At 38.3% G+C, this 12796-nt stretch carries 12 protein-coding genes; 2 read left to right on the top strand and 10 right to left on the bottom strand.

The window, feature by feature from the left end; all coding sequences use genetic code 11:
- Positions 1 to 211 precede the first annotated feature (211 nt).
- The 7 genes from QOS01_RS09430 to QOS01_RS09460 all read right to left on the bottom strand — a co-directional run bounded on the left by QOS01_RS09430 (position 212) and on the right by QOS01_RS09460 (position 7144).
- Positions 212 to 493, bottom strand: coding sequence for a hypothetical protein (locus QOS01_RS09430; protein ID WP_283595806.1), 282 nt, complete (start codon positions 491 to 493; stop codon positions 212 to 214).
- Positions 490 to 1140, bottom strand: coding sequence for a hypothetical protein (locus QOS01_RS09435; protein ID WP_283622132.1), 651 nt, complete (start codon positions 1138 to 1140; stop codon positions 490 to 492). The genes QOS01_RS09430 and QOS01_RS09435 overlap by 4 nt, the downstream gene beginning before the upstream one ends.
- Positions 1121 to 2398: a relaxase/mobilization nuclease domain-containing protein gene (locus QOS01_RS09440; protein WP_283622133.1), complete on the bottom strand. Its 1278-nt coding sequence runs from the start codon at positions 2396 to 2398 to the stop codon at positions 1121 to 1123. Before QOS01_RS09440 ends, QOS01_RS09435 begins: the two co-directional genes overlap by 20 nt.
- Complete coding sequence (locus QOS01_RS09445) at positions 2379 to 2813, bottom strand: hypothetical protein (RefSeq protein WP_187402880.1); 435 nt, start codon at positions 2811 to 2813, stop codon at positions 2379 to 2381. Before QOS01_RS09445 ends, QOS01_RS09440 begins: the two co-directional genes overlap by 20 nt.
- A 576-nt stretch (positions 2814 to 3389) precedes the next feature.
- Positions 3390 to 3572 carry a hypothetical protein gene (locus QOS01_RS09450; protein WP_187402882.1) on the bottom strand — a complete coding sequence of 61 codons (183 nt, stop codon included), beginning with the start codon at positions 3570 to 3572 and terminating at the stop codon, positions 3390 to 3392.
- Positions 3565 to 3696, bottom strand: coding sequence for a hypothetical protein (locus QOS01_RS09455; RefSeq protein WP_283595770.1), 132 nt, complete (start codon positions 3694 to 3696; stop codon positions 3565 to 3567). Before QOS01_RS09455 ends, QOS01_RS09450 begins: the two co-directional genes overlap by 8 nt.
- Positions 3689 to 7144, bottom strand: coding sequence for a hypothetical protein (locus QOS01_RS09460; RefSeq protein WP_283622134.1), 3456 nt, complete (start codon positions 7142 to 7144; stop codon positions 3689 to 3691). The genes QOS01_RS09455 and QOS01_RS09460 overlap by 8 nt, the downstream gene beginning before the upstream one ends.
- Before the next feature lie 538 nt (positions 7145 to 7682).
- On the opposite strand from QOS01_RS09460, the gene QOS01_RS09465 reads away from it, so the two are divergent.
- Positions 7683 to 8258, top strand: coding sequence for a recombinase family protein (locus QOS01_RS09465; protein WP_283622135.1), 576 nt, complete (start codon positions 7683 to 7685; stop codon positions 8256 to 8258).
- 41 nt (positions 8259 to 8299) lie between these two features.
- Here the strand turns inward: QOS01_RS09465 and QOS01_RS09470 are convergent, their stop codons facing one another.
- Together QOS01_RS09470 and QOS01_RS09475 are read right to left on the bottom strand one after the other, a co-directional pair.
- Positions 8300 to 9439, bottom strand: coding sequence for a DNA cytosine methyltransferase (locus tag QOS01_RS09470; protein ID WP_283622136.1), 1140 nt, complete (start codon positions 9437 to 9439; stop codon positions 8300 to 8302).
- Positions 9440 to 9557: 118 nt separating this feature from the next.
- Positions 9558 to 11171, bottom strand: coding sequence for an AlwI family type II restriction endonuclease (locus QOS01_RS09475; protein ID WP_283622137.1), 1614 nt, complete (start codon positions 11169 to 11171; stop codon positions 9558 to 9560).
- 180 nt (positions 11172 to 11351) lie between these two features.
- Between QOS01_RS09475 and QOS01_RS09480 the strand changes: the two genes are divergently transcribed.
- Positions 11352 to 11879, top strand: coding sequence for a hypothetical protein (locus QOS01_RS09480; protein ID WP_283595767.1), 528 nt, complete (start codon positions 11352 to 11354; stop codon positions 11877 to 11879).
- Here QOS01_RS09480 and QOS01_RS09485 read toward each other — a convergent pair.
- Positions 11876 to 12649 (bottom strand): replication initiation protein, encoded by a 774-nt coding sequence (locus QOS01_RS09485; RefSeq protein WP_408612500.1) that lies wholly within the window; start codon positions 12647 to 12649, stop codon positions 11876 to 11878. The genes QOS01_RS09480 and QOS01_RS09485 overlap by 4 nt on opposite strands.
- Positions 12650 to 12796 lie beyond the last annotated feature (147 nt).

The following is a 12796-nucleotide window of genomic DNA, read 5'->3' on the forward strand; positions in this document are numbered from 1 at the left end:
ACGTACTATTTCCTCATAATACACGTACTATTTCCTCATAATACACGTACTATTTCCTCATAAAGAATACTCAATCCATTGATGTATAAGCGTTCTTAAGCCCTTTAATGTATATAAATGTAATATCAATGTATAGCTTGAATGTATGACTTTAAACAAAATCAAAATAAAAAAGTACAGCAATAGAGAAAATTACTGTACTAAATATAATCTACAAATCAGGACCATCATCAACAAATCCTTTTTGTTTCTTATGTAATTGACGCATCTTTTCATTAATTAGGGAATTGGTACGTTGTTGCTGACGTCGTTGACGTTGCTTTTGTTGATACAACTCCTCCTGTTTAACCCGCTTCAATTGTTCTTGAGCTTGCCGAATCTTCTTTAATTCATACTCAGTCTGCGAGTTAGCGTATTCCCATGGAGTTACCTTATTGCTCTTGAGTAAGAGCGTAATATTTTGAGTTTCATTATCAATATCAATATGAATCATTTTTGTGTCTCCTTATCTAAGTAATCATTAAATACTATTACACCAAAGCTAGTAGCCAATAACATTAAAACTTTCCACAATCCTGGGGTGGCTAATGTAGCTCCCAAAATGATAGAAAATTCAATAATCCAAAGATTGATTGATTTTCTTAATGATTTAATAATTTCAATGTTTTGCCGAGTTGCATCTTCTACCTCGTTAGCAAGTACTTGAACGTCTGCACGTGATTGACTAGCTTGCGAAAGTGCCGTCTGCAACTCAGCCTGTAGTTTTTGTTGAATTGCGTCGGTGAGAAAGGAATCCAAAGGTTTACCAATAATTCCCTCAAATTCACGAGCTACTGATTCAGTTACTTTTTGAGTAGTTACATAAAATCCGTTATTAATTACACGCTTAAGCCAACTCGAATTTGTATTAATAGCTTGAGTGCTCTGATTAAGTGTTTCACCAATCTGCTTAAAATCAGCGTTCATTGCGTCATTTTGCTTGGCGATATCAGACATACTACGCGTCGAATTATCCATTCTTTTTTGAAGTGCATCAATTCGCTGATTGGCACCTTTAAGATTATCTTTTAGCCCTTCGTTATAAACGATATCACGGGTATCAGTAGCACTATTAAGGAGCTTAGAAGTCTGGGCCTGCATCTTTGCTTCCAGATGATTTTGCATTTTGCTGCTTTGAGCGGAGAAGTTGTTCTGCACGGCTTCTAAGTCTTTCTTGGTCGATAATTGACTGAGCGTGCTTTGCGTTGGACTGTCGGCGATGAGCTTGTCCAACTTTTCGCTGAGCTTGTTGTTGCTGACGCTGTTCTTCAGCTTTGGCGGCTGCAAGCTGCCGAAGGTTGAGCTGGTTGAGTTCACGTTGGTGGTTAATTTGGGCTCTTGCTTCGGCTGCTCGTGTTTTGATTTTGGACAATTGTTCTCGTTCTTCTTGTTTTCCGACATTATTATCAGCTTCCTTTCTTTGATGGTGAGGTATTAGAACGTGTTGTGCCTCTTTTTGCATAGCTAATTGTTTTTTCCAATAAAGCGTTAGATTTTCTTTGGTGTAGCTTTGTCCAAGTCCCCTTGTAGTTAGTACTTGCCCAGATTTTTTATCAATTCGTTGATAGAAATCACGGGCACTTATTTTTTTAAGGCCTTTTGCGGTTTTAATAGAACCGTGATAAGTCCAACTTTTACCGTGTTGACGTTCAGTGACGGTTACACCAAATTGGGATAGTTTAGCTAAGAAGTCTTTGACGTTATCAACTTCCGTTTTTACCATATCAATGGTTTTCTTCAATTGCTCTTGCCATTTTGAGCGATTGGGTAAATTGTTTAAATCCTTACGTTCTATAGTTTTGTCGAATGGATTTTTCCATTGGCGACCGGTAACCCGCTCAAAATTACTATTCAAGTAATCATTGAGATTTCTTCTCATCTTGAAAACGCTGAAGCGACTAGTTGCAATCGTCTTTCCGCTAGTTTTCACGGCGCCAATTAGTAAATGAACGTGCAATCGGCCACCATTTCCGTCACATTGGACAGCTGAAACGCTCTGAGCGTCACCGAAATACTTTTTAGCGTATCCTTGTACAAGTTGGAGCGCCTGAGAGGCTTGCTCATCTAAATTAGATGTATCGAATTCATCATTAGAAAAAGAGATGATGATTGATTGACATTGAGTCTTACGTTTTGGGTTAAAGGCACGTTTCAGCGATTGATGGAATTGCTTTTCAAGATAAACACCACTTTGACTAACCGTAAGTGTCCCATCTGGATTATGTATCATTTTGATATTGGTTCCTGAACAGGCCAGAACTCGATGATTCGTTTTGCCATTATTATGTGGTGACTGATTAAAGATGTAAGTCAGACGGTTATAACTAGAACGACACGAGTTAGACATTAGGACTGCCATGGATAACACATCCTTCGCTCAACCAATGTTTTACTTCGTCAACTAATTGTCTCAATTGGTTGTTGTTTGTAGCGATTGCCTGCAACTGTTGCATTACCCAATTCCATGTATCAACATCTTCAGGGTCAGCCTGAGCAGCAGCATTGAGAACATGAGCAACTTGATTAACATTATTGGTAATATTACTGGAGTTCCACATCAGTGAATCTAACTTTGCTGATAAATCAGTATATTGATTTACAGCTTGAGTAAGAGCTTCTTGCGTGGTGCCATCAGTTAGCTTTTTGTCACTAATTAGTTGTCGAATCGCATCGGAATTATTTTCAGCATGCAAAATTTGCTTCACGCTATCAAACTGTTTTAGTTGGTCATCGGTTAATCGAACTTGAACCAAGTTTCGTTTTACTTTAGGCATAGAGCAATTACCTCCTCATGATAAAATTTGTGGCCAAATTTTATGCGATTTTCAACCTAGACCAATGGTCTGAATCGGTTGACAAAATCGCTATATTCAGCGGATTCAAAGCATCATATCGAACTAGACCAATTAGGTCTATACCGATATGATACCACATTATTTTGAATCTGCAAGTAGTTAAATTCGTATGTCGTACATACGGATTACAACTTGGAGGGGTGCCTTTTATGGCTCCCCTTCACCCCAGCGAAGTAGGCAAAATTTCATTCAAATCAAAGTATTTGAGATTCATTTTGCCTGTACTTTGGAGGTAGACCAAAGTACCAAAATCTACCAGACTTGTTTCGGCAATCTGGACAACCGACTTCATTTTTCTCTGGCGAAAACGAAGCAAACAGCCACTAACTTGTTTGGTCAAGTTAGCAACCCAATTACTTCTTATAGAAGTAATACAAGACAATACTACCGCCTCCCTTTGGTCGTTGGCGGACCTCATCTCAGATTCAAAGCTGAAGCTTTGAACCTTCCATTTCGGTGATAAAAAAAGGTCCGCCGTTAAGCGAACCATGATAGCTAACTAATCAATAAAGGTTTTAAATCTTTCACTTCCACCCAAGCTAAGCTCTTTTCAGGATTCTTAGGAGGGTTCTTTTGCAAGTAAAGCAAAAGTAAATTGTATTCTTGAATCATATCGTCAGCACCATCAAACAGTAAGGACAAACGATGAAAAGCATTCTCAAACTTCTGATTATTCATTCACAGAATTCTCCTTTCCCTTATGTTTCATTTCCTTATTCAATTCCTTATGACACTCAACCAGAGCATCACCAATCATTTCTTGACGTTCCACAATATTTAAACTTAAATCGAAATCATCCATTTTTAAGAACCTCCTTAAAATACCAACCAGCTACGAAATTAACCTTGCTTTGTTTTGCTTTAACACGCCGAATACCTTTCTTAAGACTGGCTACTGACGTTCCATACATTGAACAAAATCGATTGATTTCCCTATTTAAATCACCTTGGAGTACACCAAGAGCCAAATCATAGATGTAATGCTGATGGCAATACTTCCGATATTCGTCTAAGTACTTATCACGGTCTTTAAGGGTGTATAGACTACGTTTAATAACCGGTTGTTCGACTAGCGTACGCATGAATAAATTAAAATTACTTGTATTAGTTCGCATGGGAACCATTTTAACCAGCTTCCCGCCTAATTCTTTAACCTGGTCATGCTCTTCCTTGTTGTCAAAAGGGAGAGTGGTGAAGTAGCAATTATTACTGTCTTGAATTAATTGAACTGGTTTGTAAGAAAAATCATAGCCTAGGCTAACATTTGTCACCTGTTCCACTTGTTCTTGCGAGCCGTAGTGGTTTTGCAGGCGAAATTTCATTTCAGTCAGATTAGATAGACGCCAAGACTTGTTCTTGATGAAGATAACGTTGTCATGTACCCATTTAAACAAGTCGTTGCTTTGCTGACCAATCATGCTTGCAGTAGCGAAGATCCCACTACCAGTTTGAGAAAAGCTCCTTGTTCCATTAACGCGAGTACGAAGATTAAACCAGTAATCTTCTACATTAGCCTTGAGTTCAAACCCTCGTTTTTTACCAGCTAAACTTAAGCGGTCAAAATAGAAATCTTCCATTTGTGCGTTAAAGTATTTAGTCATTTCGTCAATAAATGAATCAGCACCATCGTCTGGAGCAATGACTAATGTTAGCCCGTCAGTGGTCACGTTTAACTGTAAGGCAGGCTTAGAACAGTGATTTGATGCGTCATACAGAATGCTGACAAGATACCGAGTAAAACCAGTATAGCTATCACCAATTAAAGGGTCGGTAACAGCAGACTTGGGAGTTTCTCCCATAAGATTCGTGTCAAAATCACGAGAATTATGATTTCCAGCCCCTTGTAACGTTTTGCCAAAAAGAGAATTAGCAATCAGTTTGTAGAGAAGCTGTTCACCATAGGCTTGCGCCCATTGTGAAGAACCTTTTTTGCTGTGTTTCATTTTTGCCTTAGCGGCATTACGCAATTTAATTTCACGGTTCTGGAAGTCGCCAAAAATGTTAAGCCCATCTTGGCATTGCTTAGGAACACGTAGGCTAATTACATGAACCGAAGCACCGTGAATCCAAGCGGTATAAGCGTCAATAAGAGGAGCCCAATCGGTATAGTGCTTAACATAGCAAGGGGAGCCTGTAGATAATTCCTTATCTTTCTTCGATTTGGTAGTAGCGCCTGTATCGGAATGACTGGGAGTAACAATAAACTTTGCATCATCAGGATAATCAACTTTAAACTTTCCAACACCAATAAGGAAAATGCTGGTCTTCTGCAGTTGTTGCCCAATTGGGGCAAAATCACAATCTTTAATCCGAAATGAATTAGTTACTTCTGAATTGAAATGTGTCCTCTTCATATGGTCAGGAAGAGCATCGGGAGAAATAATAGGGTAACTATCGTCGGAATAATCAATTATTGGTAAAAGATGTCCACCAATGTTATAGGCACTGGCGAGGTCAAAATCGAGGATTCGACCATACCCCCACCCACTCACGTATGCGCAATTATGTCCACCATATAAAGCCTTGCGGGCTTCTTCGTATAAATCAGCTTGTCCGGGTCGAATCCGCTCAGCACCTTTGCTTTTGACGTAAGCACGCAAAGGATAATCCGGGTCTGAGATGAATTGCTCTGGGAATTCTTGACGTTGCTTGCTAACCTCAGAAGCCGCATAACTACCGATGGTACGAGGAATTTTTCCCAGATGACGTTTCAAAAACAATCCATATTCAAGAGTAATGATTGCATCGTTCATGGCATAAGAATTGAAATCATTAGGACGATTCTTACGAAAGATATCCATATGCTCCTTATAGTAATTAACGGTTTTTCCATCGGCCTTATCAAAGGCGGTTGTGTCGATTTTGGGAATCCCCACCATATCGCCCACGATGGCAAGGCCTCCAACAGGGGCATCATTCATCATGTCCAGGACATCAATTGACATATAAGAGCCATCGCAAAGCTTCTTACGAACACTTCCTAGACTAAAAGGTGCATTCTTCTTCAAGACAACCATGTTAGTGCCATTCCAAAAACGTTCCCAACCAGCAAAGCAGCTTAGGTCAACGCCGCCATAGTAGGTGAAGAGGTGTACTGTTGCGCGTCGTTTAGAATGGTCTTGAACGTTTGCCATGCGTAATGGCTCAATAACTCGTTGAATGGCACTAATTAGCTCCGACATGGTGAAATGTTGGTGAGTGGTGTTATGGACTACCATTCCATTTCGTTTGGTTCCCTTAGCATTAATTGCATACAGCTGGAAACTTAAAACATCATCAACATTACGGACCTTTGTAATTTTCCTGTTTTGTTTAACATCTTCTGGGAGCAAACGACTAACGTACTCACAATCTAATCCAACATAGAAGGTGTCCGTCTTAATAACGTCCTTATCAATTGGTAGGTTGATGTAGTTAATTGTCTTGTTTTGAATGCCCCTGTCGCCGAGATTGGCCAGACATTTGCGCCAAAACAGCAATAGGAACTTCAGGCCTTGCCGAAAGTCATTCATATTTTGGCGCACCATTGTGGCCGGACTAGGCGACGGACGTACGGGGCCGGCCCCGTACGTCCTCAAGATGTCCGTCTTGAGAATCAGCGACAAATCAGCCTTTTGAGGACTTGATTGTTTGTCGCGCAAATTAGCGCGACAGGCATTTGACAAAATTTTAGCGGCTAGTTCTTTCTGCATATTAGCAATCCAGTACAATGTATTAATGTCTGCTGGGTCAGCATCTTGAAATACTGTTTGTACAATTGAACCATCTGGGTTAACAGACAAGCCATACTTTTTCCACCACTTTTGCCAAGATTGTGCAGTGCTGGACTTCTTAATTGATTGTGAATTGCCAACTTGATATGTTGCTTCAAATAGGAAAACCAACTTAAGAAAACTGGTTTCACTAATGTTGTGCTGAGTAAGCCAATACTGATTAATTTGGTTTAAGATGTTGGCAACATCTGCACCACTCTTGTCAAGATTGGTAATCCATTCTTCAGCAATCTTATTAAATCGTTGAACTTCGGAGCTTAGGAAATCTACATTATCTCGTGCCTGAATCAACAGGTTCTTTTGAAGCTCAATTTCCGCTTCATAAGCCTGCCGTGTTTGTTGCTTATGGTTAAAAAGCTGAGTGTTGTTGAAGGTTCCACCTGTAAAATTCAGCATTACAGGGCCTGATCGCTTTTTACCCGCAATAGAAATGGTTGCGATTTGTCGCTTAATTCGTTTACTTGTTCCACTGGACATGAAAAAAAGTCCCCTTTCTTAACGTATTAACTACGAAAAAAGGAGACATTTAAGTAACACCATTTTAATGTAAAGTATTGTAAAATACTTTATAATAAAGTATTTTTTCATTGACTTTCAATTATATAACTATTTACAATATAGATAGCAATAAACGATTAAAGCTGTTTGATTGGTGGCTTTTGTGGTTTATTGGTAATTGATTATGGTGTTAGCTACGATGTTTTGGTCGATTTTCGTAGTTAATGTTTTTGGTTTACGGGTAGTAGTTTTTGGTCGAACTGCTACTCTTTTTTTATTATAGCTCATTTCAGAAAAAATATGACATCAACCAATTTCATATGTAATGCTAAAAAAGTTGTTACCCTTTGTCATAATGGTCATTATCAAATTACACATGTTAAACATTAAGATTTTATTAAGGAAAATAAATATTCTTGGTTCAATTACTGTCCAGTAATTGACCTATGTTAAAGGGCGTGGTTTAATAGTAAATGAGCATAGTTCAAAAACTTAGCTCAGAAATGAAGTGCAAAGTATGAAATATGGTTATGCCCGTGTTAGTGGCACATCACAAGATTTACATGAACAGATTAGTGAACTAAAGCAGGCTGGAATAGCTGATGACAAGATTTACTCTGAAAAGTTTACAGGTACTAAAGCAGACCGTCCCCAATGGCAAAAACTATCTTCTAAACTACAACCGGGTGATGAGGTCTTTTTTACCAAGGTTGACCGAATTGGCCGTTCTGTTAAGGTCGCCGTGGATATTGTCGATGATTTGCTTGAGCGTGGTGTTAAAGTTTATATCATTCAATTGAGCGGATATGTGAATAAATCCAACATGATGGGTAAGATGCTTTTTAATTTTCTAACTGTTATGGCTGAATTTGAACATGACATGATTGTTGATAGGCTTGCTCGTGGTAAAGCTTATTCTAAGAAACATAATCCTAATTTCCACGAGGGCCGTCCTCGGCGCTGTATTACTGATAGGTATAAGAGTATCTATGAATTTTCTTTAACTCATTCAATCCGCGAAACAGCACTTGCAACTAATGTTAGTGAAAGTACTGTGAAAAGAATTAAACGTCAGATACGAAATGAAAAATAAAAAAAAGGACTCGTTAGTTCGAGTCCTTTTCGTTTTGGCCACTATTTGCCAAGACCTTTAATTGCTATAACGTCGCCTTTTTCAAGGTTTTCAAGTTGTAATTTGGGAGTTGGTTTTACCCAATCATAATCAATGCCAGCAAAGGTTTGTAGTACAGCATGCATCACAACCTCAGCTCCTTTAGCCGGAACCGCCATTCCAATTTGCTTTCGAACGGATTCTTTGCTCCCAACAAATTTAAAATCATCAGGAAAAGTCTGCAGTCTTGCGCGCTCACGGTTGGTTAGAGCACGATTTTCTTTCCAGTGATACATATGTGTACCACCGCCACCTGAACCTGTAACAGTATACGCTGGTTTTGTATGGTCAAGACGTTTATAAATACTAGATAATCGAGCGCCCTTAACATGTAAACGTAAATTTTCAGGAATACCTATATACCAAGCATTTTCACCTTCCGGAATATATGAAAGACGTTCAGCTACCTTTTTGGTAGTCTTTGGCATTTCATTATTAGGCGCATCTGCTGGAATAGGTGGATTTTCAATTGCTTGTTGGCTTGTCACCATATCCTTAGGGTCTGGTGTCGTTGGCGCCGGCACATGGAAATGAATATCCTGCTCGTACAAATCGTTACGAATACCAACAATGATGATACGATGACGTGCCTGAGGCACACCATATTCTTCAAATTTATACAAGTTGGGTGTGATATGATAACCGCTATCACGAAATTCCTCTAAAATCTTAACAAGTGCATATCCCTCATTAGCCGAGCTAAGACCACCTACATTTTCAGCTACAAAGACTTTTGGCTGGTAGTAATGAAGTACCTTAACCCCATAACTATACAGAGGGCCAAATGTGCCATTCAGCCCTTTTTGCTTCCCAACGTTACTATAATCGTTGCAAGGAAAGCCAAAGGCTAAGGCATCAATATCAGGAAGAATTGATTTATCGCCAATTGGAAACTGACTAACGTCTTCACAGAAAACAGTTTTTGCATCAGGGTTGTGTAGCAAATTAAGCTTATACGTTTCTACAGTGTCTTTGTCAAAGTCATTTGCCCAGGCGTGAGTGAAACCCCATTCTTCTCCGTTTTTATCTTTAAAACCTGCTAGTTTTGCTCCTAAAGCAAGCCCCCCGGGTCCACTGAATAATTCTCCAGTTTTAAACTTCATTTAAATCATCTCCGAACATTCGTTCTAGCATACGAGTATGCCAAGAATTTATATATTCATATTACGCTTATATTTTTTATTTGGCAATAAAAAATAGGAACCTCTCAGCCCCTATTAATCAAAGATCTATTCCCAATACATTAGCGACTTGAACAAAACTTTCATAAGCCTTATCAGTAAATAGTTTTAAGAACATTTTAGGTCTTTCTTCTTCTGGAATGTTGTTTTCTGAACAATAGTTCAGTAACCAATAAAGCGCTGATGCTGAAATCATCATGCCATGAACGTCTAAATCACTATTATTCTTAGCTAATTCATTTATTTTTTGTAGGTTAGCTTCATTACTGCTAGTGTTTGCTGTGACATAGCAATAATACTTCGGATTAAGCCCGTTGAATCCTTTATAACCAGCCAGATAACTGTTTGCCATTACATTTCTTAATGCGGCTGATAAATTAAAGTTTTTAGAGTAGTTTTTCGCGTCTACTAATACTAATACTTCACCATTATCTGCCATAACATCAATGTTCTCATTACTATTATTAAATGATGTTGATGGGTCTGGGTGCATTTCAACATTAAAGCCAAGTCCCCTCATGATTCGAGCTGTCTTGCGTTCAAACTCAAGATTATCTTCCTCATGCAAATATGAATCAATAAATGAATCTGAGGCTGCATTAAACTTTTTAGCTTTAATATCTTCCGCAATCTTTTGTGCTTCTGATGATATGAACTCCTTGCTAAGAATACTTGTTAGTTCCTGTAGTGTAAGGTCTTCGGGTTGAGGGTAATCCGCTAGAAGGTGTTTAACTTTAATATTTCGCTTCTTTGTGCGTGAAGCCGGCTTAGCATTAACGCCATACTGAGTTTTATATGTGTCAACATCGAGTCCCGCGCTTAGCGTATAAAACATTGGGTCCGTATCAATACGTCGATTGAAGGGATAGCGTTGGCAATACAATTCAAACTCTTTCCATAGCTTTGGGTTATCAATACCTTTTAAACCGCCATTACTATGGTCTTGTTGTGCATATCCTGTAAAGCGACAGAGAATGGTAAAGGTCGTTGCGACATCACCATACTTGCTAAAATCCTTTCGGCTGTCAATCCTTGTTATATCACCACTTGTGTGGAAAATTTTGGCCGCCATTTGTTGTTTATCCGCATTGCTTGCGTTGCGATATGCAATGATTTTCTCAACTTGTTCATCAAGTTGGTCATTGCGTTTAGCAGTCATTGCAAACAAGACAATTTCATCTTTGCTAATATGCTTATTAAGGCGCTCATCATTTGCTAAGCGAATTAGAAAGATAACCGGTTGTATACGATAACCATCAGCATACTTAGGGCGAAACGCCTTACTGACGAAGTAACCATTAGGAATTTGCAGAGTTAGAACCTGCTTTTTTATGTTTTCTGGAACCTTTTGACCATTGAGAATGGCTTTAGCCACCTTAGTAGGCCTTAGGTACCCGTTTTCGTCTTCATACACATAATTGTATGTTTTCAACATTGCAGCCCATGTACGGCCTCCTGAGCCGTCTCTACTTATATGATTTTGTTTCATGCCCGCATCGGCTAAGAATTGTTCATATTTACGATGTAGCTCACGATTGCCTTTCCAAGGCTTTGTAAAATTGTTTGTTGCTTGTTGCAATGCTCGTAAACCATCGGCGTGATATTGTGGGTCACGTAAAGGACGAGTTACGAACCAAAAATTTCTAGGTTCCACATAAATAACCTCCGACTGTATTATACAGAATATTTTATTGTGAAAACCGCTGCGCTGCAACGTTTTAAAGGTGTTTGGTGGAATTTGATAATGTCGTATTATAATAAACATAAAGAAATGGTATTACATAATTCGTTGCTAAAATTGTTGCGCAACATTGCTAGAAACGAGGATATAATTATGAACATTAACAGTGATAAAAGATATACAATGCAGAAAATGGCAGACATTCTTAAGGTGAACAAAACAACAGTATATCGTTATTTAAAGAAGGAACACATCGACCCTGCAACAGTTATAAGCAACACTAACTACTACGACGCAACGGTATTGAAACAGTTAAAAAAACATTTTAATGTTTCGAATAATAAAGAATCGCACAGTGAATCGTCACACGAGTTACTGATTGAAACGATGCAACAACAAATTACGTCGTTACAAGAAGAGCTGTCTACAGAAAAAAGTAGAAATGATAAAGCATTAGAGGCCAAAGATAAACAAATAGAAGAATTAAATAATCGTTTGCGTGAATCTCATCAGCTACAACTAGGATTACAAGAAAAACTAAAAATGCTTCCAAATCCTGATAAGCACGTAGTCGATGGTGAAACAACTGATACTTCAAATACTTCAACCGTTACTAACGAAGAAAATGATAGCAAACAAAAAAGCCCCAAGAAGGGACTTTTACATTGGTTGTTTGGTTAAAGCCGAAGATGCGTTTTCAGCCTTACTATATCTAGTTCATACCCAACAACTTTAACACCTTGTTTCTTAGTAGTTAAAAACAATTGAACATCTGGGTACAAGGATTGCAACTCCATTTCAGCCTTTTTTAATACGTCTCTTTTGAAGACACCAGCGGACATTGTTCTTTGTTTTCCGTCTTTATCAGAACCTAGAAACCACGATTCCCATTCGTTCAAGCTTCCCTTAATAGTTGTATTAGTGAGTTTACCTATAGCATTCGCATTCCAAAGCTTCATAAGTGTTAATGTGTATTTGCTACGAACTCGAGATAACTCGGATAACTTGAATGAGTAGAAATGCTCTTTTAGTTGGAAAACATAAGGTGATATATCTCGACTAAATCTGAATTCTATTCCTCCATTTTCAAATGCCGCAATATGGTCGAAAAGGCTTGTCATCAGTATACCTTTCTCACCGTTCGGACGCTTTATGGCCATATAAATAGCAGTTCCTTCATTCAAAGATTTAAATGCTTTCACGATTCTCTGATAATTCCTGCCTGAAGAGTTTAGGCCAAGATGATGTAATATATCTAAAGATTTTAGGTGGTACATTGTATCAGGAACATCATCCTTTTTCACAAAGCTGAAACAAAAATCTAATACCTTATGCTCAAAACTTGTCAAATTCCCGAATGATCTTGCGAGATCGTTCGCCTGGGTGACAAGGTAATCTTGCCGTGATAAAAGGTTACTTAGAGCAACATCCATCTTTTTATTCTGCATCATTATACCTACGTACTTTCTTCTCAATTATGTGTATTATATCATTTTTTGACATATATGCTCATAATTATTTTTTTGACATAATGTACGTACTATTTCCTCATAATACACGTACTATTTCCTCATAATACACGTACTATTTCCTCATAA

The sequence above is a fragment of the Limosilactobacillus avium genome, assembly GCF_947381485.1.
Classification (GTDB): Bacteria; Bacillota; Bacilli; order Lactobacillales; family Lactobacillaceae; genus Limosilactobacillus; species Limosilactobacillus avium.

Excerpts from the sequence above, each read along its gene's own strand:
- QOS01_RS09430 (WP_283595806.1), bottom strand. The coding sequence starts at position 493 with ATGATTCATATTGATATTGATAATGAAACTCAAAATATTACGCTCTTA.
- QOS01_RS09435 (WP_283622132.1), bottom strand. The coding sequence starts at position 1,140 with ATGCAGGCCCAGACTTCTAAGCTCCTTAATAGTGCTACTGATACCCGT.
- QOS01_RS09440 (WP_283622133.1), bottom strand. The coding sequence starts at position 2,398 with ATGGCAGTCCTAATGTCTAACTCGTGTCGTTCTAGTTATAACCGTCTG.
- QOS01_RS09445 (WP_187402880.1), bottom strand. The coding sequence starts at position 2,813 with ATGCCTAAAGTAAAACGAAACTTGGTTCAAGTTCGATTAACCGATGAC.
- QOS01_RS09450 (WP_187402882.1), bottom strand. The coding sequence starts at position 3,572 with ATGAATAATCAGAAGTTTGAGAATGCTTTTCATCGTTTGTCCTTACTG.
- QOS01_RS09455 (WP_283595770.1), bottom strand. The coding sequence starts at position 3,696 with ATGGATGATTTCGATTTAAGTTTAAATATTGTGGAACGTCAAGAAATG.
- QOS01_RS09460 (WP_283622134.1), bottom strand. The coding sequence starts at position 7,144 with ATGTCCAGTGGAACAAGTAAACGAATTAAGCGACAAATCGCAACCATT.
- QOS01_RS09465 (WP_283622135.1), top strand. The coding sequence starts at position 7,683 with ATGAAATATGGTTATGCCCGTGTTAGTGGCACATCACAAGATTTACAT.
- QOS01_RS09470 (WP_283622136.1), bottom strand. The coding sequence starts at position 9,439 with ATGAAGTTTAAAACTGGAGAATTATTCAGTGGACCCGGGGGGCTTGCT.
- QOS01_RS09480 (WP_283595767.1), top strand. The coding sequence starts at position 11,352 with ATGAACATTAACAGTGATAAAAGATATACAATGCAGAAAATGGCAGAC.
- QOS01_RS09485 (WP_408612500.1), bottom strand. The coding sequence starts at position 12,649 with ATGATGCAGAATAAAAAGATGGATGTTGCTCTAAGTAACCTTTTATCA.